At 68.5% G+C, this 23,636-nt stretch carries 21 protein-coding genes; 5 read left to right on the top strand and 16 right to left on the bottom strand.

What is annotated here, in order from left to right; translation table 11 throughout:
- Nucleotides 1-101: 101 nt before the first annotated feature.
- Both BCM27_RS18450 and BCM27_RS18445 read left to right on the top strand, forming a co-directional pair.
- Complete coding sequence (locus BCM27_RS18450; protein ID WP_004023502.1) at nt 102-1,454, top strand: fatty acid desaturase family protein; 1,353 nt, start codon at nt 102-104, stop codon at nt 1,452-1,454.
- 72 nt (nt 1,455-1,526) lie between these two features.
- On the top strand, nt 1,527-2,726 hold the full coding sequence (locus BCM27_RS18445; protein WP_004023501.1) for a fatty acid desaturase family protein: 1,200 nt from the start codon (nt 1,527-1,529) through the stop codon (nt 2,724-2,726).
- A gap of 12 nt (nt 2,727-2,738) precedes the next feature.
- Here the strand turns inward: BCM27_RS18445 and rsgA are convergent, their stop codons facing one another.
- The 4 genes from rsgA to BCM27_RS18425 all read right to left on the bottom strand — a co-directional run bounded on the left by rsgA (nt 2,739) and on the right by BCM27_RS18425 (nt 5,800).
- Nucleotides 2,739-3,776, bottom strand: a complete 1,038-nt coding sequence (rsgA, locus tag BCM27_RS18440; protein WP_004023500.1) for a ribosome small subunit-dependent GTPase A — start codon at nt 3,774-3,776, stop codon at nt 2,739-2,741.
- 22 nt (nt 3,777-3,798) lie between these two features.
- On the bottom strand, nt 3,799-5,121 hold the full coding sequence (aroA, locus tag BCM27_RS18435) for a 3-phosphoshikimate 1-carboxyvinyltransferase (RefSeq protein WP_004023499.1): 1,323 nt from the start codon (nt 5,119-5,121) through the stop codon (nt 3,799-3,801).
- A gap of 61 nt (nt 5,122-5,182) precedes the next feature.
- A complete protein-coding gene (locus BCM27_RS18430) occupies nt 5,183-5,566 on the bottom strand; it encodes a VOC family protein (protein ID WP_004023498.1) in 384 nt (127 codons plus the stop codon).
- Entirely contained in the window at nt 5,567-5,800 is a 234-nt protein-coding gene (locus BCM27_RS18425) for a hypothetical protein (RefSeq protein WP_004023497.1), read from the bottom strand.
- A gap of 154 nt (nt 5,801-5,954) precedes the next feature.
- Between BCM27_RS18425 and BCM27_RS18420 the strand changes: the two genes are divergently transcribed.
- A complete protein-coding gene (locus BCM27_RS18420) occupies nt 5,955-6,329 on the top strand; it encodes a cupin domain-containing protein (protein WP_004023496.1) in 375 nt (124 codons plus the stop codon).
- Between the two features lie 27 nt (nt 6,330-6,356).
- Here BCM27_RS18420 and BCM27_RS18415 read toward each other — a convergent pair whose 3' ends face one another.
- Complete coding sequence (locus BCM27_RS18415) at nt 6,357-8,066, bottom strand: nucleobase:cation symporter-2 family protein (protein ID WP_033205169.1); 1,710 nt, start codon at nt 8,064-8,066, stop codon at nt 6,357-6,359.
- A 77-nt stretch (nt 8,067-8,143) separates the two neighbouring features.
- Here BCM27_RS18415 and BCM27_RS18410 point away from each other — a divergent pair, with 77 nt between their 5' ends.
- Nucleotides 8,144-8,644 (top strand): NUDIX hydrolase, encoded by a 501-nt coding sequence (locus tag BCM27_RS18410; protein WP_004023494.1) that lies wholly within the window; start codon nt 8,144-8,146, stop codon nt 8,642-8,644.
- Here BCM27_RS18410 and BCM27_RS18405 read toward each other — a convergent pair.
- The 4 genes from BCM27_RS18405 to BCM27_RS18390 all read right to left on the bottom strand — a co-directional run bounded on the left by BCM27_RS18405 (nt 8,593) and on the right by BCM27_RS18390 (nt 12,171).
- The gene (locus tag BCM27_RS18405) at nt 8,593-9,243 is read right to left on the bottom strand and encodes a TetR/AcrR family transcriptional regulator (RefSeq protein ID WP_033205172.1); all 651 of its coding nucleotides are present in this window, start codon (nt 9,241-9,243) and stop codon (nt 8,593-8,595) included. The genes BCM27_RS18410 and BCM27_RS18405 overlap by 52 nt on opposite strands.
- Before the next feature lie 40 nt (nt 9,244-9,283).
- The gene (locus tag BCM27_RS18400; protein WP_004023492.1) at nt 9,284-11,056 is read right to left on the bottom strand and encodes a hydroxysqualene dehydroxylase; all 1,773 of its coding nucleotides are present in this window, start codon (nt 11,054-11,056) and stop codon (nt 9,284-9,286) included.
- Nucleotides 11,057-11,266: 210 nt separating this feature from the next.
- Nucleotides 11,267-11,698 carry a chromate resistance protein ChrB domain-containing protein gene (locus BCM27_RS18395; RefSeq protein ID WP_004023491.1) on the bottom strand — a complete coding sequence of 144 codons (432 nt, stop codon included), beginning with the start codon at nt 11,696-11,698 and terminating at the stop codon, nt 11,267-11,269.
- Complete coding sequence (locus BCM27_RS18390) at nt 11,695-12,171, bottom strand: Chromate resistance protein ChrB (RefSeq protein WP_004023490.1); 477 nt, start codon at nt 12,169-12,171, stop codon at nt 11,695-11,697. Before BCM27_RS18390 ends, BCM27_RS18395 begins: the two co-directional genes overlap by 4 nt.
- Nucleotides 12,172-12,341: 170 nt before the next feature.
- On the opposite strand from BCM27_RS18390, the gene chrA reads away from it, so the two are divergent.
- Entirely contained in the window at nt 12,342-13,796 is a 1,455-nt protein-coding gene (gene chrA / locus BCM27_RS18385) for a chromate efflux transporter (protein ID WP_004023489.1), read from the top strand.
- A 27-nt stretch (nt 13,797-13,823) separates the two neighbouring features.
- Here the strand turns inward: chrA and BCM27_RS18380 are convergent, their stop codons facing one another.
- From BCM27_RS18380 to BCM27_RS18350, 7 genes are all read right to left on the bottom strand, one after another.
- Entirely contained in the window at nt 13,824-15,329 is a 1,506-nt protein-coding gene (locus tag BCM27_RS18380) for a PH domain-containing protein (protein ID WP_004023488.1), read from the bottom strand.
- Nucleotides 15,316-15,846, bottom strand: a complete 531-nt coding sequence (locus BCM27_RS18375) for a PH domain-containing protein (protein ID WP_004023487.1) — start codon at nt 15,844-15,846, stop codon at nt 15,316-15,318. Before BCM27_RS18375 ends, BCM27_RS18380 begins: the two co-directional genes overlap by 14 nt.
- A gap of 31 nt (nt 15,847-15,877) precedes the next feature.
- Nucleotides 15,878-16,639, bottom strand: a complete 762-nt coding sequence (locus BCM27_RS18370) for an SDR family NAD(P)-dependent oxidoreductase (protein WP_004023486.1) — start codon at nt 16,637-16,639, stop codon at nt 15,878-15,880.
- Between the two features lie 63 nt (nt 16,640-16,702).
- The gene (locus tag BCM27_RS18365; protein ID WP_004023485.1) at nt 16,703-18,481 is read right to left on the bottom strand and encodes an acyl-CoA dehydrogenase; all 1,779 of its coding nucleotides are present in this window, start codon (nt 18,479-18,481) and stop codon (nt 16,703-16,705) included.
- A gap of 115 nt (nt 18,482-18,596) precedes the next feature.
- Complete coding sequence (locus BCM27_RS18360; RefSeq protein WP_172622066.1) at nt 18,597-20,390, bottom strand: sigma-54-dependent Fis family transcriptional regulator; 1,794 nt, start codon at nt 20,388-20,390, stop codon at nt 18,597-18,599.
- A 304-nt stretch (nt 20,391-20,694) separates the two neighbouring features.
- Nucleotides 20,695-22,347: a chaperonin GroEL gene (gene groL / locus BCM27_RS18355; RefSeq protein ID WP_004023483.1), complete on the bottom strand. Its 1,653-nt coding sequence runs from the start codon at nt 22,345-22,347 to the stop codon at nt 20,695-20,697.
- A gap of 261 nt (nt 22,348-22,608) precedes the next feature.
- Nucleotides 22,609-23,634 (bottom strand): NAD(P)-dependent alcohol dehydrogenase, encoded by a 1,026-nt coding sequence (locus tag BCM27_RS18350; protein ID WP_004023482.1) that lies wholly within the window; start codon nt 23,632-23,634, stop codon nt 22,609-22,611.
- Between the last annotated feature and the right edge of the window lie 2 nt (nt 23,635-23,636).

Raw genomic sequence — 23,636 nt, 5'->3', positions numbered from 1 at the left:
CTACGCTTGCGTAAGTTACGGAAACGTAGGCGTAGGCAGCGGTCGACAGGCGCACCTCAGCACGCGCGCAACCGACCGACCACCGGCGAAGGGAACCACACATGGCGATCTCCGACATCCCCGAATACGCACATCTGACCGAATCCGACGTCGCTGCCCTGGGCGCCGAGCTCGACGCGATCCGCGCCGACATCGAAGCCGATCGCGGCGAGCGCGACGCGCGCTACCTGCGGAACACGATCCGATTCCAGCGTGGCCTGGAGATGACCGGTCGCGTGCTGCTGTTCGGGTCGACCCGCAAGTCGGCCTGGTGGGCGGGTGCCTGCACGCTCGGCGTCGCGAAGATCGTGGAGAACATGGAGCTCGGGCACAACGTGATGCACGGGCAGTGGGACTGGATGAACGATCCGGAGGTGCACAGCACCACGTGGGAGTGGGACAACACCGACCCGTCGGCGCACTGGAAGCACACCCACAACTACATCCATCACAAGTACACGAACGTGCTCGGCATGGACGACGACGTGGGTTACGGTCTCCTGCGCGTCACCCGCGATCAGCGGTGGCGTCCGTTCAATTACGGAAACCTCGTCTACAACACCATTCTCGCGCTGGCGTTCCAGTACGGCGTCGCGGTGCAGCACCTCGAACTCGGCAAGAAGCGCAAGACCCCCGAGGCGCAAGAAGAGTTCCGGCGCAACCGCAACGACGTGCTGTCGAAAATCGGCAAGCAGGTCGCCAAGGACTATCTCGCATACCCGGCGCTGGTCAGCGCCGCGACCGGACACAAGGTCGGGTACGGCCGCGCCTACGCCAAGGCGGCGACCGCGACCGCGCTCGGCAACGTCATCCGCAACGTGTGGAGCAACGCCGTCATCTTCTGCGGGCACTTCCCGGACGGTGCGGAGAAGTTCACCAAGCAGGACATCGACAACGAGACGCAGGCGGAGTGGTACCTGCGGCAGATGCTCGGCAGCGCCAACTTCGACGCGGGGTTCCCGCTCGCCTTCATGAGCGGCAACCTGTCGTACCAGATCGAGCACCACATCTTCCCGGACCTGCCGAGCAACCGGTACGCCGAGATCGCGGTGCGCGTGCGAGCCCTGTGCGACAAGTACGACCTGCCCTACACCTCGGGGCCCTTCCCGGTGCAGTATGCGAAGGCGTGGCGGACGATCGCCAAGCTCTCGCTGCCGGACAAGTTCCTGTCGGCGACCGCGGACGATGCTCCCGAGACCGCCTCGGAACGTCGCTTCAAGCAGGGGCTTCCCGAAGGTGCGCGACTGCAGGCGACGATCGACGAGGCGACCGGTGCGCGCCGGGGACTGCGTTCGGCCATCGCGTCGCTTCGCTCCCGACGGGGGAGCCGTACCGTGCCGCGTGCGCTCCGGTCCCGTCGGACCCGGACCGACATCGACGCGTCGGACGTCCGTTCCGACGAGCGGGCCGCTTGATCCGCCCAGGTCAGGCGACCGACAGTCAGCGAGAACGAGGCAGTGGCCCCGGCAGGGGCATAATGAGGCGCAATGGCAATCACTGATATCAACGAGTACGCGCATCTGACCGACGCCGACGTGGAAGCACTCGGTGCCGAGCTCGACGCGCTCCGCCGCGAGATCGAGGCGGACCGCGGCATGCGTGACGTCCGATATCTTCGGCGCACCATCTTCGCGCATCGCGCCCTGGAGGTCGCGGGCCGCGTCGCGCTGCTCGGCAGCCGCTCGCGGCCCCTGTGGCTGCTGGGCACCGGGGCGCTCGCACTCTCGAAGATCATCGAGAACATGGAGCTCGGGCACAACGTGATGCACGGGCAGTGGGATTGGATGAACGACCCGGAGGTCCACTCGACCACCTGGGAATGGGATATGGTGTGCGCGTCCCCGCACTGGAAGCACTCCCACAACTACATCCATCACAAGTACACCAACGTCCTGGACATGGACCACGACGTCGGTTACAAGACGCTGCGCGTCACGCGCGACGAACCGTGGAAGCCCAAGCAGCTTCTCCAGCCGGTCACCAACATCCTGCTCGCCGCACTGTTCGAGTGGGGCATCGGCCTGCACGACCTCGACATCAAGGACGCGATCTCGGGAAAGAAGCCCAGAGAGGTCGCCGTCCCGCAGTTGAAGGTCTTCGCGCGCAAGGTCGGCAAGCAGCTCGCCAAGGACTATGTCCTGTTCCCGGCGCTGTCGGGACCGAACTTCACGCACACCCTCACGGCCAACCTCACCGCGAACCTCATCCGCAACGTGTGGGCCTACGTGGTGATCTTCTGCGGGCACTTCCCGGACGGCGCGGAGAAGTTCACCGCGGACACGCTCGAGAACGAGACACCGGGCCAGTGGTACCTGCGGCAGATGCTCGGTACGGCGAACTTCGACGCCGGCCCGGCGATGGCGTTCTTCAGCGGCAACCTCTGCTACCAGATCGAGCACCACCTGTATCCGGACCTGCCGAGCAATCGGTACGCCGAGATCGCGGTGCGCGTGCGGGCACTGTGCGACAAGTACGACCTGCCGTACACCACGGGATCGATTGTGGTGCAGTATCTTCAGACTCTGCGCACCATCAACAAGCTGGCGCTGCCCGACTCGTTCCTGCGCGACACCGCCGACGACGCCCCGGAAACCGCGTCGGAGAAGCGCTTTGCCGGGATGGCTCCCCGCGCGACCGGCCTCAAGACCGCCATCCGCGAGCTGCGCGCCCGTCGTCGTCGGCGGTGACGATCAGTCCGGTCACCCCTCCGGCGTCCGCGGCTCCTCGGCCACATCGCCGTCGCCACCGCTGACCGCCACCAGGAGGTGGCGTACCGCCATGGCGCGGCGGTACGAGTGACCGGTCAGTTCGTCCAGCCTGCACTCGGGATCCGCCGGTGGGCCCAGATGTGTACAGCCGCGCGGACATTCCTCGATCGCGGCGTGCAGGTCGTCGAAGGCGGCGACGATGTCGTCGGGTCCGACGTGCGCGAGTCCGAAGGACCGGATGCCGGGTGTGTCGATGACCCAGCCGCGCGGGCCCGCGTCGTCCGGCAGTGCCAGGGCCACCGACTGGGTGGAGGTGTGCCGGCCCTTGCCGACGCCCGACACCACGCCGGTCGCTCGATAGGCATCGGGCACAAGGCGATTGACCAGGGTGGACTTGCCCACCCCGGAGTGGCCGATGAACGCGGTGATCTGGCCCCGTAGCGTCGCCAGGATCTCGTCGAGGGGGTCGTCACGCCCCGCGCACACCACCGGCAGGTCGAGATCGGCGAATGCGGCGGTGAACTCGGCCGGATCGGCGAGGTCCGACTTGGTCAGACACAGGACAGGGGACAGTCCGCCCACATACGCCGCGGCAAGCGCGCGTTCGACGAAGCCGGTGCGCGGCGGCGGGTCCGCCATGGCGGTCACGATGAGGAGCTGATCGGCGTTGGCCACCACGATCCGTTCATACGGATCGGAGTCATCTGCGGTGCGGCGCAACACGGTTCGTCGCTCGGCGACGCGCACGATGCGCGACAGCGTGTCCGGCCGTCCGGACAGGTCACCCACGACGGAGACGTCGTCGCCCACGACGATCGGAGTGCGTCCCAGCTCCCGGGCGCGCATCGCGACCACCCGCCGGGCGGGGTCGCCGTCGAGCACCACGCCCCAGCGGCCCCGGTCCACCGACACCACCATGGCCTGCTCGGCGTCGTCATGCGACGGTCGCGTCTTGGTGCGCGGTCGGGTGCCCTTTCCGGGACGAACCCGAACGTCGGATTCGTCGTAGCTCGCCGCGCGGCGACTCAACGGCGCGCCCGTCCTCGACAACTCATGCACGCCCCAGCATCCGCTGCCACATACCCGGGAAATCGGGCAGCGTCTTGCTCGTCGTCTCGATGTCGGCGACTGTCACGCCGGGTGTGACGAGGCCGATGATCGCGCCCGCGGTGGCCATCCGATGGTCGGCATAGGACTCCCACGTGCCCCCGTGCAGCGGTGCGCCCGCGGTGCCGATGATGCGGAGGCCGTCGTCGGTCTCGGCGCACGTCCCGCCCAGGCGGGTGATCTCGGTGGTGAGTGCGGCAAGCCGATCGGTCTCGTGCCCGCGGAGATGCGCGATCCCGGAGAGCACCGACTCCCCGTCGGCCAGTGCGCACAGTGCGGCGATCGTGGGGGTGAGTTCGCCGATGTCGCGCAGGTCGAGGTCGACCGCCTTGAGCACCGCGGGTCCGTTGACCGACAGCGTCCCGTCGAGATGCTCGACGGCACAACCCATCCCGGCCAGGACGTCCGCGATGCGCGCTCCCGGCTGGGTGGTCACCGCCGGCCAGTACGGCACCCGAACGGTGCCGCCGGTGACGGCCGCCGCGGCGAGGAATGCGGCCGCATTCGACAGATCGGGCTCGACGGTCCAGTCGACGGCCGCGATGGGTCCCGGCGCGACACTCCAGACGTTGGGGACAGAGGTGTCGACGACGACGCCGGCCGTCGCCAGCATCTCCACCGTCATGTCGATGTGCGGGGTCGACGGGACCGGCGGCCCGTCATGCCGGATCACGACGCCGGCGTCGAATCGCGCCGCCGACAACAGGAGTCCGGACACGAACTGCGAGGATCCGGACGCGTCGATGGTGACCTCGCCGCCCGGGACGGAACCGGTGCCGTCGATGGTGAAGGGCAGCCGATCGCCGTCGACGGCGACACCGAGCCCGCGCAGGGCGTCGAGGATGGTGGTCTGCGGCCGTTCGCGCGCATGGGGATCGCCGTCGAAGAGCACGCGACCGGAGGCCAGCGCGGCAGCCGGTGGCAGGAAACGCATCACGGTCCCGGCGAGTCCGCAATCCACCGCGGCGCCGTGGAGTGGTCCGGGCAGGACGGACACCGTGGTCTCGCTCGCGGGGTCGATCCGGATCTCGGTGCCGAGTGCCTCGAGCGCGGCGAGCATCAGGTTGGTGTCGCGACTCCGGAGGGTTCCGCGGACGGTCGACGGTCCGTCGGCGAGGGCGGCGAGGACGAGTGCGCGGTTGGTGATCGACTTGGAACCCGGCAACTCCACGGTCGCATCGAGGCCGCCTTCGGCGGGGGCATCGAGGCCGCCTCCGCTGGGCGCATCGTGTCCACCGGTGACGGTCGGCGCGTTCCAGGAACTCATGGCGTCCAGTCTGTCATGGCGCGTCCACGTCCTCGGCCACCGATCGGACCGGTGTCCGTGTCTACCGGGTGTCCTTGCGCAACGGATGATCGGCTGGGATCTGGACGACGACGAGGGTGCGGCCGTCCGGGTCGGTCGCGTGCATCTCGATCAGACCCCAGGGCTCGGTACGCGGCTCGCGGGTCACGGGAACCCCGCTCTCGCGGAACTCGATGGCGACCGCCTCGGCGTCCCGGACCTGTAGCCAGAGAACCGAATCGCTCGCCGGGGCGGGCGCATCGGTTTTCATGTGCGACGAGATCTCGATGAGCCCGTTGCCGGCGAAGAACACCACGCCGCCCGGATACTCGCGATGGATCGGCAGCCCGAGCCGGTCGCGGTAGAACGACTGCAGGCGTTCGGGATCGGCCGAGAGCAGGAGCACCCGGCTGGACAGCACCTCCATCTACTGCCCCTCGGTCGTTCCGGCGGAACCGCCGAGCGCGTGACCGCGGTTGACATCGCTGCCGTGGCTGGCCGCGTCGTAGGCCGCGCGTTCGCGGGCCAGGCGGTCGGTCTCACCGATCGGCGCCGAATCGCCGAAGGCGAACGCGGAGTCATGTGGCCATTCGTGCGGCACGTCGGGGTCGATGATGCGCCCGTCGTCGTCTGGCGGCTCGGGGTCGTGTCTGGGGGACATGGGCTCCACGATAGGCCGAACCCGTGCGAGCGCGCCGGGACTCGAGGGACGGACACCGTTGCGCGATCGTGCGGTCGTCGCAGTTCAACCGCAAGGTCGCGGGCCTAGTGTTGTCGTGGGCCGGGGGATTCGCATGCGATCACCGGGAGGGATCATGACCAGCACCGAGCACCGGACCGAACACCGCGCCTTCGCCGAACCCGACGAGGTCCGCACCTTCGGACACGGCCAGATCGAAGTACTCAACGTGGGGCACTCGGACATCGGCCGGATGACCCTGCAGCCCGGCTGGCGATGGTCGGTCGACGTCAAACCGATGGCCGGCACCGAACTCTGCGAGGCGCCGCACTTCCAGTACCACGCCGCCGGTGTCCTACACGTCGTGATGGCGGACGGAACCGAGTTCGACGCGGGACCCGGCGAGATCACCTCGCTGCCCTCCGGCCACGACGCCTGGGTGGTCGGCGACGACCCCGTGGTCCTCGTGGACTTCTACGGCGCCAGCAACTACGCGAAGCAGCACGGGTGAGGTCCGCGACCGGGTGAGTCCATCCGGTCAGGACCCGCGACGAGAGAATCCACCCGAGGTGTAACCGTCCCAGGTGTCGAAGAGTCGCAACACCTTCGGGTCGCCGAGGCCCTTGATGTGATCGGCCAGGTCTTTGGGCGTCGCCGGGTTGGTGACGATGAACGGGTGCAGCGACGCGTCGTGCTCGGCCAGATAACGGAGGGTGTCGGCCGGGGTGTCGGGGTCGGCGGCCGCCAGTGCGTCGCGCGGGTCGAAGGCGGCGGCGCGCACACCGTCCGCGCCGGAGAGGTCGGTCGATCCGCCCGGGGCGCCGACCACCGCGATGTCCCCGGTGTTGTGGTAGTCGACCGGGTCGGCGGAGACGCTCCGGGTGTTCAACAGGAGGTTCAGCACGATCGCGGTGAGGGCGCCGGCCGAGATCCCCGAGTGGAAGATGGTCTGGAACCAGTCGGGGAACTGTGAGTAGAGATCGAGGACCACGTCGACCGGCGCCTCACCGAGTTCGCGATCGGTGTAGTAGATCTTCGCCTCGGTCAGCATCGCCACACCGACCGAGATCGCGACGACCAGGATGTTGGTGTTGTTCAGCTTCGCCTTGGCGAGCGTCCGGATGCCGCTGGCCGCGACCATGCCGAACAGGGCGACGCCGGCCCCACCCAGGACGGGCAGCGGGATGCCCTCGATGACGGCCGCCATCTTGGGCAGGAGGCCCAGGACGACCAGGATGACGCCCGCGCACGTCGCGACGTGCCGGGTCTTGACGCCGGTGATCGCGACCAGGCCGACGTTCTGCGCGAACGCCGTGTACGGGAAGGTGTTGAACACGCCGCCGAGCGCGGTGCCCAGACCGTCGGCGCGCATGCCGTCGGCCAGCTTGCGCGGGGTGATCTTCTTGTCGACGATCTCGCCGACGGCGACGATGTCACCGGTGGTCTCGGTCATGATCACGACCCCGACGATGATCATCGAGATGATCGCGCTGACCTCGAAGGTGGGCGCGCCGAACTGAAACGGCTGGGGGATGCCGACCCACGGATACTCGCCGACCTGATCCCAGTGCGTCATCCCGAACGGGATCGAGATGACCGTGCCGAACGCGAGACCGAGCAGGATCGACACCCGGCGGATCGCGGCGGGGGCGAAGCGTTCGATGCCGACGATGACGGCGAGCGTCAGGAATCCGAAGGCGATGTTCTTCGGGTCGCCGAAGTCGGGACCCGCGGCGGTGCCGCCACCGAACCAGCCGGCCGCCACCCGCATCAGGGACACGCCGATGATGAGGATGATCGTCCCGGTGACCAGTGGCGGGAAGAACCGGATCAGTTTCCCGACGATCGGCGCGACCGCGATCATGAACACACCGCAGGCGATCACCGAACCGTAGATGGCGGTGATCCCATACGACGTCCCGATCGTGATCATCGGTCCGACGGCGGCGAAGGTGACGCCCTGCATGAGCGGGAGGCGGACGCCGAACCGCCAGAAGCCCACGGCCTGCAGGATCGTCGCGATCCCGGCGACGAACAGGTCGGCCATGATCAGGTGCACGATGTCGCCCTGCTCGAGCTGTCCGGCACCCACCATCGCGCCGCCGACGATGAGAGGTACCGCGACGGCTCCGGCGTACATGGCCAGGACGTGCTGCAGGCCGAGTGGGAAGAGGCGGGCGAACGGCGGGATCTCGTCCACCGGGTGTACGGCGGCCCTCCCGTTCCGGACGACATCGAGAATCGACATGGTCTTCAGTTCTACGGTTCCCACGTTTCGGCGACTGTGCAGACGTATGTCCGCGAGGTTTCCGCCAAGATGTATCCGTGACCTCCACCTCGTCCCGCCGCAGCGCGGGAATCCTGCTCTATCGCCGAACGTCGGCGGACGGCGCCGACACAGGTGTCGAGGTCCTGCTCGTGTTCCCCGGTGGTCCGATCTGGGCGCGCAAGCCCGACGCCGGGTCGTGGTCGCTGCCCAAGGGCCTCGTCGAACCGGGAGAGGACGAGTGGTCCGCCGCCCGGCGTGAGTACGCCGAGGAGATCGGCAGCCCGGTTCCGGACGGCCCGCCGATCGAACTCGGCGAGGTCACCCTGAAGAGCGGCAAGCGCGTGACCGGGTTCGCCGTGGAAGGCGACCTCGACGTGGCGACGGTCGTCAGCAACACCTTCGATCTGATGTGGCCGCCCCGCTCCGGCCGGATGCAGGCGTTCCCCGAGATCGATCGCGCCGAGTGGTGCTCGACCGATGCCGCGCGGACCAGGCTGAACCCCGCTCAGGCGCCGTTCGTCGACCGGCTGCTCGAGGCGCTGTCGCCGAGCAGGTAGACGCGGGTGAGGTCGCGCCACAGCGGGAGGTGTGGATCGGTCAGCGGGTCGCGACGGTCGATGAGGTAGGTGGTCGCCGCGCCGCGCATGCTGGTCAGGAGCAGCGGATAGAGGTCGGCGTAGCGTGGCGACGCGGTCAGCTCGGGACCGAGGAAACCGGCCACTGCGCGGCGCACGGTCTGGCCGATCTCCCGCTCGGTCGGCAGGAGGGCCGTCCGCAGGTTGGTGTTCGTCCGCGCCGCGACCCACAGCTCCATCGACGCCACGAAGTACGGCTGGTGGAACGTCGACCACCCGACATCGGTCGCGAGCGCGATGCGCTGGATCGGGTCGGCCGGCCAGTCCACGCGGCTGGGCAGTTCGGCGATGCGGGTCCGGGCGAGGTGTCCGACCGCCGCCATCAGCAGCACGTCGCGCGAGGGGTAGTGGTGCAACAACCGGCCGCGGCTGACGCCCGCCTCGTTCTGGATCGCCACCGTGCTCGCCGCGGCGTATCCGCGGTCGACGAGGACGCGGATCGCGGCGTCGAGGATGCGGGTCTGGGTGACCCCGCTGCGTTGCTGCCGCGCCCGCCGGGCGGCGCCGGGAGAGGTGGTCACGGAGGCATCGTAGTTCGGCGCGGCGCGGCTCATCGACGCGTCACACGTCGAGGATGTGGGGGAGTCCCGCCCGGTATCGGTCGCGGTCGATCTGCTTCAGCGGTTCGAGCATCGGCAGTTCCCAGAGCGGGAACACGGTCGCCGCGGGGGCGGGACTGTCGGCGGCCGCGATGATCGCGTTGGTCACCCGGCGCCCGGATTCGTTGGCGCCCTCCATCGTGGCGAGGTCGATGTTGCTCCGGACGTGGTCGCCGCCGATGAACAGATTCGGAATGGACGTGTGGGCGTGCGGCCGGTTCTTGTACGAGCCGGCCGTGTTGACCATGAGCGGGGTGGCGTTGGCGATGGACGGCGACCAGGAGATCCCGGGGTCGAGGGACCAGGTGACGATCTCCTCCGAGCGCAGGAGTTTGCGAGCCCCGGAGTTCATCGCGCGGCTCATCTGCGCCCACACCTCGCGTGCGATCTCCTGCCGGGTGCACTGTTTGGCGGGCTTGCCGTAGAGGATGCCCGGCTTCTCCCATTCCGAGATGTCGATGGACAGACAGTCTTTCACGCGTCCGTCCCCGTAGGTACGCCCGAAGTCGACGTTCCACGGCCGCGCCTGGAACAGGCCGGTCAGCGCCCACGGGGTTCCCAGCGCGGCGATGTGACTCGGCGGCATGTCGGCGCGGCGGGAGAGGAAGTACTGGATGCCGACCATCCAGTCGTCCTTGAGCGCATGGATACCGGCCAGCGACGGATCGGCGTCGACCAGTTCGGGCGACAGCAGCGGACGGAGCCGGTCGATCGGCATCGCGGCGACGTACCAGTCGGCATCCACCGACGCACCCGAGCTCAGTTGCGCCCCGGTGATGCGGCCGCCGGCGAGGTTCAATCGCGTGAGGCCGGTCCCCATCTCGAAGCGCACCCCGCGGCCGCGGAGGTGGGCGACCCAGGGGTCGATCCATGCATGGTTGGTGGGACGGTTGAGGATTCGGTCGACACCGCCGTGCACGAGCCCGGCGTCGTAGCCGCTGATGAGTCCGGTCGCCGAGGTGGCCAGTGCCAAGCCGATCTGACCGATGGTGCGTGCCGACGCGGTGTCGGGTTTGGCCGCGACGAGCGCTCGCGTGAGGGCGCCCACGAGATATCGCTGATACGCCCGTGACTTGCCCTTGGACTTCACGAACTGCATCCAGGACTGATTCTCCCACTGGCCGATTCGACGCTCGGTGCAACTGGTCGCGATGATCAGCTCGCGGGTGACGAAGAACGCGAGTTCGGGAGGCGGCACATCGACGACGAACTTGAGTCCGGTCATGAACGCGTTGCGCAGGTTGTCCAGCGTCACGATCTCGTTAGCGTGTTGGACGAAACCCATGATCGATGCCGGGGCGGTGGTCGGGGCATACCCGGCGTCGTCGAAGGCGATGACCGCCGACTCGACGTTGATGAGGTGACGGTCACGAACGTTGCTGTTGCCGGAGGGGATTCGCTCCATGGTGTCCGGCACATGCTGGTAGCAACCCGGGAAGAACCGGAAACCGTGCTCGCCGGGGAGAGCGAGGCGACCACCCCTTGCGGTGCCGGGGACGTCGTGGCTATAGGCCTTGCCGCCGAGTCGCGACGGCTCGTAGACGGTGACGGTGAAACCGCGCTCGACGAGTTCATGCGCCGCGGAGAGGCCGGCCATCCCGCCGCCGAAGATCGCGACGTCGCGTCCGCGGCCGGTGCCGTGTCGTGGCACCGCCCGCGCCGAGGGGACCGTGACGCCCGGTAGGGCCACCGCGGTACCGGCCAGGACTGCGGCGGCAGCCGATCCGCGCAGCATGGACCGCCGCGGAAAGCTGTTCGGCGAGTTGCTTTTCGAAGTGGAAGTGGCGTCCGACATCCCCATGACCCCCTTTGTCGACGACTGTCCGCGACGGTGGAGAACAGTCAGCGTTGACTTATCTGCTGTGATGTCTACCACAGCGACAAAGTGGGTCGGACGGTTTTGGCGAATCGTCTCACGGGGTGCTCCGACGCGCCCCGCGGCTGACTATGACGGTTCGCGGCCGGTGAGGGTGCGTTGGCGAAAGTACTCGTGCAGACCGTCGAAAACGGCATCCGAGACCGACAGCGTGTGTTCGTCGTCGCCGATGAGGGAGAGGCCGCGCAACACGACGTCGAGGCCCGGCGCTTCCGGAGCGTCGTAGCGGTCGTCTTCGATGTCGGCTTCGTGGATGATCTCTGCGATCGCCCACAGGACCGGGTCGGTGAGTTCGTACCGTTTCAGGATCGTCTCGAACGTGCAGTCGCCGTCATGATGGCCCAGTTCGACACCGCGCATGTCGAATGGCGTTGCATCCGAGGGGATTTCGTCTGCGCTGGTGACGAAGACGAATTCGGCGGCGGGATCGACGTATCGGCGGATCAGCCACGCGCACGCCGCCCGGTCGATGTGTACGCCGGCCCGGGTCGCCCACCTCACGACGGCCTCGCCGGTTCGGTCTCGAGGAGCCGGTCGGCCAGTATGCGAAGTGCTTGTCGGGCGGTCTCGCGCGACTCGGTCGGAAAATGATCCCGGCGGGTGATCTCACGGAACCTGCGACGCAGGACGCCGAGCTGTTTCGCGGGGTCGGCATGGTCTTCCGCCTGCTTCGCCTCGACGACTATCTCCGCGTACTCGGCTCCGCGGGCCGACTGGAGTTCGGCGCGGATGCGTTCGAACTCGGCCCGGTTGGTCGGCGCGGCCGACCAGACCTCGCCGGATCCGCCTGCGCTGACCGCATCCTCGGCCACCCACTCGAGCTGTTCGCGGGTCCGGGCGCTCGCGGGAAGCAGTACCACCCCATCGGTCAGCTGATAGGCGCCGTACTTCCGGAGTTTGCGCCAGATCGCGATCCGCGGCGTCGACGGCTCTCGGGGAACCCGATACACGAGCATCACCCAGTTTTCGGACACTCCAGCACCTCCTCGGCTGCCATCCGATCATGCACCAGCGGTCGATGTCGTGACCCACCGCTCACCGCGCGTTCAACCCTGGACAATCCGATTGTAACCGTGGTTGCATCTGCTGGGTGCCGCACGATCGCGGCGATGTGGGCACGTCGGTGCCTGTGGAAGGGGTGCGAGTGGCGATGTCGGAGAGATCCGGTCGACCCGGGGGTTCGGATGCGTCGAGACGTTCGGACGGTCCGTCGGAAACCGGGGGGAAGGCGGCCGTCGAGTCGGGTGACCACGTCGACCCGACGGCGGGGGTCTCGCTGCGTACCGCGACCCGCGCGTGGTTCCTGATCTCGCTGCAGACCTTCGGGGGTCCCGCGGGTCAGATAGCGGTGATGCAGCGAGCACTTGTCGACGACCGGCGCTGGATCGGCCAGCGCCGGTTTCTCCATGCCCTCAACTACTGCATGCTGCTGCCCGGGCCCGAAGCCCAGCAATTGGCCATCTACGTGGGTTGGCTGCTCAACGGAACCGCCGGTGGGCTGATCGCGGGCATCCTGTTCGTCCTGCCCGGGGTGATCGCGATACTCGGGTTATCGGCGATCTACGTCGCCTTCGGCGCGACGACCATCGTGGCGGCCCTGTTCGCCGGTATCGGCCCTGCGGTGCTCGCCATCGTCGCCCAGGCGGTCACGAGGGTGAGCAAACGGGCGCTCACCGGGCCGGTGCAGATCGCGATCGCGGTCGCCGCGTTCATCGCCCTGGCGGTCTTCGCCGTCCCGTTCCCGATAGTCATCGCCGTGGCCGGCGTCCTGGGCTGGCTGACCGGCCGCCGTGTCGTCGCCGCCCAGAAGGAGGTCGCCGACGACGGGCCCGCGCCGATCATCGCCGACGACGCGATCCACACGGCATCCCCGAGCTGGCGGCGCGCCGGGATCGTGCTCGGCGTCGGTGTCCTGGCCTGGGTCGTCCCGATGGGCATCGTCGTGGCGACCACCGGGACGGGCAGTGTGTTCACCCAGCAGGGCACGTTCTTCACCTGGACCGCGCTGATCACCTTCGGCGGTGCCTATGCCGTCCTGGCCTACATCGCCCAGCAGGCGGTCGACGTCTACGGCTGGGTGAGCCCCGGCGAGATGGTGCGCGGTCTGGGACTCGCCGAGACGACGCCCGGCCCGCTCATCATGGTCGTCCAGTTCGTCGCGTTCCTCGGCGCCTACCGCGATCCCGGGGGACTCGATCCCTGGTTCGCGGCGACGATCGGCGCACTCCTGACCACCTGGGTCACGTTCGTGCCGAGTTTCGTGTTCATCTTCCTCGGGGCGCCGTTCATCGAGAAGCTGCGCAACAACCGGCATCTGACGTCCGCCCTGAACGGTGTCACCGCGGCGGTGGTCGGTGTGATCGCGAATCTCGCGCTCTACTTCGCCCTGCACACGCTTTTCCGCGACACCACGGTCGTCACCGCCGGACCGTTGAACCTCGCGGTCCCACACCTCGACACCCTGCGGCCGCTCGCGGTGGTGATCACCGTGATCGCCTTCGTCCTGATCTACCCGCTCAAGCAGTCCGTGCTCCGCACCCTGGCCGTCTGCGCGGTGCTCGGATTGCTCGCCGCGGCAGTCGGTCTGCCGCTGACCTGACCGAGCCCGACCTGCCGTCCGGCTCGGTCACGACGTCAGGAACGGTCGGATCCAGCCGGGCGACACCTCGTGGGCGACGCCCGCCGCGGTCTCCTCGTCGACGTCGACGAGTGCGTAGTGTTCGGCGCCCGCGGCGGTGGCGAGGATCAGCGTCGTCACGCCGGCCCGACGCTGGAACAGTGAGGTGCGGCTCGCCCAGCCGATCACGCCGTCCCGGTCGACGACGACGCGCTGCCGGGCGACGCTCGGCGGGGCGATGACCACCGAACGAGCCGTCAACCGGTGTCCGAGATGGCGGGCGCGGACCATGCCGAGTGCGGTCGAGCCGAGGACCGCGACGACACCCACCGCGAGCCAGGGGGCCGGGATGGCGTGGGTGACCACGGCGACGCCGATGACGGCGAGTGCGGCAGCCCCGCTGAGGAATCCGCGGTTGAGGCGACGCAGTCGGGCGGTGGTCCCGTGTCCGACGAGCGGGGTGGTCAGCTCGGTTCGTTCGTGGGTGACGAGACCGGCGACGCGCATGGCCTCGTCGATCGGCGCCGGCGGGAGCAGCAGCGGGTGTTTGGTGCTGCCGGTCGCGATCGCCTGGAGCCGAGCGCCTTTCAGCGGTCGCATGAGGATCGGCTCGGTGAGGTGACTGCCTCGGATGCGCCGCTCGTCGAAGCTGATCGCGTTGGTCGTCAGCAGGCCGCGCTCGGTGCGCAGCGTCCCGTCCGGGTGGCGGAGGAGCCGGAAGTTCCAGTAGTTCAGGACATAACCCAAGACCGAGAGCACCCCGCCGACGACGACGACCACGAGACACACCCCCAGGATGACGAGGCCGATCGCGGTCTCGCGTACCGCGTCGACGGCGTCGCGCGCAATGCCGATCCCCTCGGTGAAGACGCCGGCGTCATTGGCGATCTGGGCAGCGAGACCGGCCGCACCGGCGGCCAGCGCGAGGCCGGCGACGGAGAAGGGAGAGTAGCGCAACCAGGACGACTGGAACCGGGCCAGGACCTCGGCGTCGGGCTCCGGAGCGGTCGGATCGGCGGGGGCGGCTCCGAGGGCCGCCGACGACGGCCCCCGATGTGCGCGGGTCGCCATCAGGTTGTCGTGCAGCGCCCGCGCCTCGTCGGCGGTGAGTGCCGTCAGGACGACCGCGGACGATTCGTCGTCGCCGCCGGTACCGATCTTGACCTTCTGCAGTTTCAGCACGCGGTGCACGGGGGAGGCGGTGAGGTCGACGCTGCGGATCCGGTCCCGGCGCGCGGTCGCGACCTTGCGGGTGACCAGTCCGCTGCGCACCCGGACGTGTTCGTCGGTGACCTGATAACGCGTGGTCAGCCAGGGCACCACCGTCACGAACGGCACGATCACCGCGGTCGCGATCAGCGTGAACAGCGGTGCGCCCGAACCGGCGAAGACCAGCGCGATCACCACCGGCACCAGCGAGGGCAGCAACTCGACGGGTTTGACCGCCATCATCCAGGGCGACAGCCGGTGCCAGTCGTCGGGCCCGTCGACGACGAACCGGTCAGGTCGCGTCATCGGTGAACGCCTGGGTGCGGATGGTCAGGTCGGCGGCGGTCGCCCGCGCGACCTCGGCGTCGAGGCCGGCGATGTGGATGGTCCCCGCCGACGAGGCCGTGGTCACGGTGAGCGTCGCCAGGCCGAGGAACTGCTCGATCGGGCCGGCCTCGGTGTCGACCACCTGGATCCGGGCGATGGGGATGATGACGCGGTGCCGGACGAACCATCCCGACTGCGAGTACACCGCGTCGTCGCTGACCTCCCACCGGTGGAATCGGTAGCGCCACTGCGGGACGACCGCGGCGTAGACAGCGGCCAGGACGGCGATGACGACGGCCGCGAGCGCCGCGATCCATCGCGCCTCGCCGACCGCGACGGCCACGACGACGGCGGCGGCAACGCCGAGTACGCCGAGGACGAGCGGGCCGATGCGCCACAGGGTCTTCGCGCGTGGATCGACCCGATTGGCCGGTTCGCGCAGGGTCGGATGCACCTCGGCGTGCGCCGGCAGTTGCGGATCAGGTGAAAGGTCCATTGCCGTCAGTCTAGGGGTGGTCCCCCCGGCGCTAGGTGACCGTGATGCCACCGTCGACGGGGAGCGTCTGACCGGTGACGTATCCGGCAGCCGCCGACGACAGCCAGATCGCGGTGGCCGCGAGTTCCTCGCCGTGTCCGGTCCGGCCGAGCAGGACCCGCGGCATCTGCGAGTCGAGGTAACCGGGCTGGTAGGTGTCGGTCATCTCGCTCTCGAAGAACCCGGGGGCGATGGCGTTGACCCGAATGCCCTTGCGCGCGCCCCACTGCTGGGCGAGATCGCGGGTGAGTCCGATGACTCCGGCCTTGCTCGCGGCGTACGCCGCCTGCGGCAGGCCGGCGGTGGTGATGCCGAGGATCGACGAGATGTTGATGATCGCGCTGCCCGGCTGCATGACCCGACCGCAGGCCTGGGCCATCCAGTAGGAGCCGTTCAGGTTGACGTCGATGACCCCGCGGAACTGTTCGGGTGTCTCGCGGGTCGCCGGGTACGCGGTTCCGATGCCTGCGTTGTTGATGAGTACATCGACCTTGCCGAAGGTCTCCATTGCGGCGTCGACGACGCTTTGACACTGCTCGGGGTCGGCGACATCGGCGGGTACCACCAACGCCTTTCGGCCCAGCGCCTCGACGGCCGCGGCGGTGTCCGCGAGCTTCTCCGCCCGCCGTGCGGCGAGGACCACGTCGGCACCGGCCTCGGCGAAGCCACGCGCGAACGAGACCCCCAGCCCGGACGAGGCGCCGGTCACGATGACCACCTTGCCGGCGGTGTCGAACAGATCCATCACGGACATCGTTGTCTCCCTTAGATAGTCGGCAACTCTTCCGACGCGGCGCGTCGGCGGCGCGGGAACGCGTCAGAACCAGGACGGCTCGACGTCGAGGGTGGTGCGGTCGAGGGCGGTCAGCAGGTCGAGCTGCGGCCCGGTCTTGGGTAGCTCGTAGCGGAAGAAGTACTGTGCCGCAGCGCGTTTTCCGTCGTAGAAGTCGCCGGACCGGTTGCCGGCCGCGAGGAGCTGTTCGAGCCAGATCCAGGCGATCACGATGTGTCCGGCCGTCTCCAGGTAGACGGTCGCGTTGGCCAGCGACAGCTTGGGGTCGCCCGCCGACCAGATGTGCGCGGTCACCTTCACCAGGCGGTCCACGACGGAGTGCAGCTCGCCGGCGTAACCGGCCAGCCCGTCTGCGCCGCGCGCACGCTCGACGGTGGCCTCGATGGTCTCGGCCAGGGCCGCGAAGCCGGCGCCGCCCTGCATGATCACCTTGCGGCCGAGCAGGTCGATCCCGTGGATGCCGTGTGCGCCTTCGTGGATGGGGTTCAGGCGGTTGTCCCGGTAGTACTGCTCGACATCGAACTCGCGGGTGTAACCGTAGCCGCCGTGTACCTGGATCGCGAGGCTGTTGGCCTCGAGGCACCACTGCGACGGCCAACTCTTCGCGATCGGGGTCAGCACCTCGAGAAGCAACTCGATCCGCGCTCGTTCGGCGGCGTCGGCGGCGGTCGCAGCCTGGTCGACGAGGACGCTGCAGTACAGCCCGAAGGCGAGTGCGCCCTCCACATAGGACTTCTGGGCCAGCAGCATGCGCCGGACGTCGGCGTGTTCGATGATCGGCACCGGCTTGGTCGACGGGTCCTTCTGGTCGACGGGCCGGCCCTGGGTGCGCACCTTCGCGTAGTCGAGCGAGGCCCGGTATCCGGCGTAACCCAGTGCGGTGGCGAGGAATCCGACGCCGATGCGCGCCTCGTTCATCATGTGGAACATGTAGGAGAGGCCGCGGTGTTCGTCGCCGACGAGAAAACCAACAGCACCGGGAGCGGAGTCGGCTCCGAAGGTGCCGTCGCCGAAGTTGAGCAGGGTGTTGGTGGTGGCGCGGTTGCCCATCTTGTGGTTGAGGCCGACGAGTGCGACGTCGTTGCGGGTTCCGTCGGCGAGGTACTTGGGCACGATGAACAGGGAGATGCCCTTGACGCCGGGGCCGCCGCCGGGGATCTTCGCCAGCACGAGGTGGACGATGTTCTCGGTCAGCTCGTGGTCGCCGGCCGAGATCCACATCTTGGTGCCGGTGATCCGGTAGGTGCCGTCGCCGGCGGGTTCGGCCTTGGTGGTGATGTCGGCGAGCGACGACCCGGCCTGTGGTTCGGACAGGCACATCGTGCCGGAGAAGCGGCCCTCGACGAGGGGGCGGACCCAGGTCTCGCGCTGCTCGTCGGTGGCGTACTCGGCGAGCAGGTTGGCATTGCCGACGGTGAGGAAGTTGTACGACGACATGGCGGCGTTCGCGGCCTGGAACCACACGGCCGAGGCCTGGCGGATGACGGTCGGCAACTGCATGCCGCCGAGTTCGTCGTCGAAGGAGGCAGAGATCAGACCTGCCTTGCGGTACTCGGCGAGGCCGGCGACGACCTCGTCGGGCAGCACGACCTTGCCGTCGTCCCCGATGTAGGGCTCGTGGGCGTCGCCGATCTTGTTGGCGGGCGCGAAGCACTTCATCGCGATGTCGGCGCTGAGTTCGAGGACCGCGTCGAAGGTCTCGCGTGAGTGCGCGGCGAAACGGTCTCGGGAGGTCAGGGTCTCGACGTCGAGCCATTCATACAGCAGGAACTCGAGGTCCTGCCGGGACATGGGTGTGGTCATCGCACTTCCTCGTGGATCGGGCGGTCGGACGCTGGTTCGGATGTCCGTCGCCCGTCCATCATGCCCCGGCCGGACACGGCCGCTCGCGAGACCCCGGTGCGTGCGGCATCCGCCGTCAGACGTCGATGCCGAACTCCTTGATCTTGCGGTAGATCGTCGCGCGGGAGATGCCCAGCGCGTGGGCGGCGGCCAGTTTGTTGTGGCCGTTTTCCTCCAGGCTGCGCACGATGGCGTCGCGTTCGAGCGCTTCGATGCGGGTGAGGGTGTGCCGGCTCTGTGCCCGATAGGTCGGGGGGAGCTGCTTGACGGTGATCGTCCCGGACCGGTGATGGGTGACCACGTCGCGCAGTGCCTGTCGCAGTTCGGCGACGTTGCCGGGCCAGGTGTACTTGCTGAGTTGGCGCATCGCGTCCGGCGCGACCGGGAGTTCCTTCCCCCGGGTGAGTTGCCGAAGGATGGCGGGCACAAGGACCTGCAGATCCTCGATGCGATGCCGGAGTGGCGGGACCTCCACGGTGTGGGAGAAGAACGGCAGCAGCGTCGCGCCGAGGGCGGGCAGCGTGTCGACGGTGCTGAGCGTGATGCCCAGCCATCCCGCGTGTTCGCGCCCCTGCAGCACGTCGGCGACGTCGAAGAGCATGTCGTCGTCGAACTCGTCGATGTCCCGCAGGATGATGGCGAAGTCGTCGCGCTCGATCTCGGCGCTGAAACTGTCGAGGGTGTCGGCGTCGGAGAAATCCTCGGCGGAGAAGACCCGGATGGTGCCGCGGCGGTACTGGCCCGCGGCTGCGCGCAGCACCGCGGCCCGGCCACTTCCGCGCTCGCCCGACACCGCGATCCAGCGCCCCGCCCCGACGTGCTGCGCGATTCGGTCGCAGCATTCCCGCCACGACGAACTGCGGCCGACGATCCCCGGCAGCGTTGCGGTCGCGGCCGGTCGACGGCGTGGTTCGGAGAACGACCCGGGGTCCATCAAATGCACGTGAAAGACCGCGATCCCGGCATCGGTGTCGGAGAATTCGGCGACCGGCGCCAGCCGGACCGTGCGGCCGCTGGGCAGCGTGTTGACTCGCCGGACGGCACCGGCGTCGAGGGCCTGGTCCACCGCGTGCTCGAGCATCGACACCTGGTCCTGCGGATCGATGCTCTGGCGGAGCCGGCGGTTCATCAGCACGACGTCGGCGGCGAGCGCGAGGACCATCATCTGGGGCGCTCGTCGGCAGGTGGCGAGATAGGCTGCGAGAAGGCGTGATTCGCGCTCACTGGCGTTCGCCAGCATCTGTTGCTCGATCTGGACGGTGGCCGACTTGGCCAGCGACAGCAGCAGCGAACCGCCCTCCTCCACCCAGCCGGTGAGATCGAGCGCGCCGACGATGCCGCCGGAGAACGGATTCCGGATCGGGACGCCGGCACAGCTCAACTGGGCGAGAGCGCCCGCGTAGTGCTCGGGTCCGGTGACGAGGGTTGCCTGCCTCGACTCCAGTGCGGTGCCGATTCCGTTGGTACCGGCGTGTTCTTCGCTGTAGCTGTAACCGGGCGCGAGGGATACGGCGTCGAGTTGGGTGAGGAGTTCACCGCTGCCGGCCGCGCGCGACAGCACGACACCGTCCGGCGAGGTGAGGATGATGCTCACCGGTTCGTCCGACAGATCAACGGCCAGCTGATCGAGCACCGGGCGGGCGGCGCTCATGAGTGGGCTGTCGGTGTTCGGTTCCCGGACGAACGGCAACTCGAGGCGGTCTGCCTGCACCTTGAAGGAGCGCGAGCGCCGCCATGAGGTGGAGATGGCATCGCGGACGGTGCCGTCGATGCGGTCGTCAGGGACTTCGTCGTCGCTGAGGAAACGCTCGCGCGCACGTGCGACGAAGGTGGTCGATCTGCGAGCCTGGGCTGTGGGCTGGTGCTTCACCGCGGTAGACAACTCCCTACTGTGATGTACGTCTCACATCAACAGCAGTGTACAGAATAAGTGCTGGTGACGGGCGTCGAACCGGGTACGAGTCCGGCGAGCCGGTGGTCCGGACGCCCCTGGGTTGCACGGTCCCGCCGACGGCCCGGCAGTGGGCCGGCCGCGATCGACGCCGAGAACGAATTCCGATCGCGACCGGCCCCCGTCACCGTTGTGCGGTGACGTCCCCGCCGGGGTCGGTGGCCGCCGGCCGGGGTGGACCGGCCGGCGGCGGTTCGGGTGTCCGCGCCAGTGGATGTCGGCGCTAGTAGATGTTGGAGGGCCGGACCATCCCCTCGGCGAGGTCGCCGAAACCGGGTGCCTCGATGGCGCCGGGGTGGGTCAGGACCTCCTCGACGACGGCCGTCTCGGTGGTGATGAGCAGGGCCGCGATGGACGCCGCGCTCTCCAGCGCCGCCTTGGTGACCTTCGCCGGGTCGATGACTCCCTCGTCGAACATGTCGCCGTAGCCGCCGCTCATCGCGTTGAAGCCGTGTCCCGTCGGCAGTCCGCTCACCACCCGGACCACCTCGTCGCCGTCGAACCCGGCGTTGGTCGCGATCCAGAAGAGCGGTTCGGCCATGGAGCGGCGGACCACGTCGACGCCGACGCCCTCGTCGCCCGGAACGTCGGCGAGCGACTCGAGGGCCCGGTGCGCCTGGGCCAGGGCCGTCCCGCCGCCGGAGACGATGCCGTCCTCGACCGCTGCACGCGTGGCGGCGAGCGCGTCCTCCACGCGAAGCATGCGTTCCTTGAGTTCGACACTGGTGACCCCGCCGACCCGGATCACCGCCACCCGGCCGGTCAGCCGCGCGATCCGGAGTTCCAGGCTGTCGCGGTCGGCGTCGATGCGGGCACGGCCGTGCTGTGCCTCGAGCTGGGCCACACGCGCGTCGACGAGACCCTGGTCGCCACGCGCTCCGACGATCGTCGTCGCGTCCTCGGTGATGGTCACCCGGTCGCACGTGCCGAGCTGCTCGACGGACACCTCCGACAGCTCCAGACCGGTGTCCTTGGCGATCACCTGACCGCCCAGGGCGACGGCGAGGTCCTCGAGTTCGGCGACACGCCGATGCCCGAAGCCCGGGGCACGGACCACCACCGACTGCATCGTCTTGTGCATGTTGCCGCCGACGAGGAGTTGCAGTGCCGGGCCGTCGACGTCCTCGGCGAGGACCAGCAGCGGTCGGTCGGCGCGTTTGGCCGCCTCGATGCTCGGCATGATCTCCTGGACCGTGGTGATCTTCTTGTTCGTGAGCAGGACCACCGGGTTCTCGAGAACCGCTTCCATGCGTTCGTGATTGGTGACCATGTAACCCGAGATGTACCCGTGGTCGAACTCGATGCCGTCGACGACGTCGACTCCGAGCCCGAGCGTGTCGCTCTCCTCAGTCGTGATGACGCCGTTGCGCCCGACGTATTCCACGGCCGCCGCGATCGCGGACCCGATCACCTCGTCGTCGCTGGCGGCCAGGGTGGCGATCCGCTCGAGGTCGCTGCGACCGCCGAGCGCGACGGACTGCTCCGACAGCGACTCGATCACGGTGGCGATGGCACGTTCGATGCCGCGCCGCACCCGCATCGGGTTGGCGCCTTGCTCGACCGCACGCAGACCTTCGCGAACCATCGCCTGCGCCAACACGGTTGCGGTGGTGGTGCCGTCACCGACCACCCCGTTGGTCTTCATCGCCACTTCCTTGACCAACTGGGCGCCCATGTTGGCGAACGGGTCGCGCAACTGGATCTCGCGGGCGATGGTCACCCCGTCGTTGGTGATGGTGGGAGGGCCGGTGAGCTTCTCCAGGACGGCGTTGCGTCCCTTCGGTCCCAGCGTCACCTTGACCGCGTCGGCGAGTGCATTGACCCCTCGCTCGAGCCGCAGCCGCGCTTCGGCGTTGTAGCGCAACTCCTTGGCCATGGTCGTCCTGCCTTTCGTTCGGTGTTCTCGGCTGTGTACTGCGGTGAATCTGTTGTGCGCGTGTGCCCTTCGTGGCTCGCTTCGCTCGCACCTCAGGGAGCAGAGGTGCGAGGAGCGATAGTGATGACCCACCTGCTCCCTGAGGTGCGAGGAGCGATAGCGACGAGCCACGAAGGGCTGGTGAGGCGTCCTGCCAGACCCTTCGTGACTCGCTCCTCAGGGAGCGGAGAATGAAGCTCGCTCCTCTGGGATCAGGGCGGGTCAGGGAACGAGGATCGCCCGTCCGCGGACCCGGCCGGCGTCGAGGTCGTCGAGGGCCTGCTGGAAGTCGTCGAGGGCGTAGGTGCTGGTGTGCAGCTTGACCTTTCCCCGTGCGGCGAGGTCCATCAGCTCCCCGAGGTCGTTGTAGGAACCGACGAGGTTGCCGATGTAGTTGATCTCGGTCGAGATGACGTCGATGGTCGGCACGTCGATGTTCTCGCCGTAACCGACGACGAAGAAGTTGCCTGCGCGCCGCAGCATCGCGGTGCCCTCGGCGGTGGCCCCGCCCTCTCCGACGAAGTCGAGCACGGCCTCGGCGCCGTGCCCGCCGGTGAGTTCGAGGACCTTGTCGACGTGTGTGCCGTCGGCGACGATGCCGACGTCGGCCCCGATCTGCTGGGCGAGTTCGACGGCATCGGGGTTGCGGTCCACCACGATGAGCCGGACGGCAGAGATGGCGGCGAGGACCTGAATCCCGATGTGGCCCAGTCCTCCGGCGCCGATCACCACGCAGGTGTCACCGGGCCGCGTCATACGCGCGACCTTGGCGGCGGCGTGATAGGCGGTGAGGCCCGCGTCGGCGAGTGCCGCGACGTCGGCGGGCTCGAGCGAATCGTCGATCCGGACGACGCTGCGGGCGGTGGTCTTCAGATACTCGGCGTACCCGCCGTTGGTGTCGATGCCGGGGAACTGGCTGTTCTCGCAGTGGACGTCGTCGCCGAACCGGCACGCTCGACACAGGCCGCACGTGATGAGTGGGTGCAGGATCACCTTGTCGCCGACGGCGACGTTGGTGACCGCGTCCCCGATCGCGTCGACCCAGCCGGCGTTCTCGTGCCCGATCGTGTACGGCAGCGACACACCGGATTTCTCCTCCCACTGACCCTCGAGGATGTGCAGGTCCGTGCGGCACACCCCGGCGCCACCGATCTTCACGATCACGTCGAGGGGGCCGGTCACCTCCGGCGCCGGGACCTCGTTGAGTTGCAACTTGTCGTGGTAGCCCACGACCTGAACTGCGCGCATGA

This window comes from Gordonia terrae (genome assembly GCF_001698225.1).
Classification (GTDB): Bacteria; Actinomycetota; Actinomycetes; order Mycobacteriales; family Mycobacteriaceae; genus Gordonia; species Gordonia terrae.
Note: the sequence above shows the minus strand (reverse complement) of the source record. Positions and strands in the feature narration are given on the sequence as shown.

Coding starts and splice junctions, on each gene's coding strand:
- BCM27_RS18450 (WP_004023502.1), top strand. CDS start 102: ATGGCGATCTCCGACATCCCCGAATACGCACATCTGACCGAATCCGAC.
- BCM27_RS18445 (WP_004023501.1), top strand. CDS start 1,527: ATGGCAATCACTGATATCAACGAGTACGCGCATCTGACCGACGCCGAC.
- aroA (WP_004023499.1), bottom strand. CDS start 5,121: ATGAGTTCCTGGAACGCGCCGACCGTCACCGGTGGACACGATGCGCCC.
- BCM27_RS18430 (WP_004023498.1), bottom strand. CDS start 5,566: ATGGAGGTGCTGTCCAGCCGGGTGCTCCTGCTCTCGGCCGATCCCGAA.
- BCM27_RS18425 (WP_004023497.1), bottom strand. CDS start 5,800: ATGTCCCCCAGACACGACCCCGAGCCGCCAGACGACGACGGGCGCATC.
- BCM27_RS18420 (WP_004023496.1), top strand. CDS start 5,955: ATGACCAGCACCGAGCACCGGACCGAACACCGCGCCTTCGCCGAACCC.
- BCM27_RS18415 (WP_033205169.1), bottom strand. CDS start 8,066: ATGTCGATTCTCGATGTCGTCCGGAACGGGAGGGCCGCCGTACACCCG.
- BCM27_RS18400 (WP_004023492.1), bottom strand. CDS start 11,056: ATGCTGCGCGGATCGGCTGCCGCCGCAGTCCTGGCCGGTACCGCGGTG.
- BCM27_RS18380 (WP_004023488.1), bottom strand. CDS start 15,329: ATGACGCGACCTGACCGGTTCGTCGTCGACGGGCCCGACGACTGGCAC.
- BCM27_RS18375 (WP_004023487.1), bottom strand. CDS start 15,846: ATGGACCTTTCACCTGATCCGCAACTGCCGGCGCACGCCGAGGTGCAT.
- BCM27_RS18370 (WP_004023486.1), bottom strand. CDS start 16,639: ATGTCCGTGATGGATCTGTTCGACACCGCCGGCAAGGTGGTCATCGTG.
- BCM27_RS18365 (WP_004023485.1), bottom strand. CDS start 18,481: ATGACCACACCCATGTCCCGGCAGGACCTCGAGTTCCTGCTGTATGAA.
- groL (WP_004023483.1), bottom strand. CDS start 22,347: ATGGCCAAGGAGTTGCGCTACAACGCCGAAGCGCGGCTGCGGCTCGAG.
- BCM27_RS18350 (WP_004023482.1), bottom strand. CDS start 23,634: ATGCGCGCAGTTCAGGTCGTGGGCTACCACGACAAGTTGCAACTCAAC.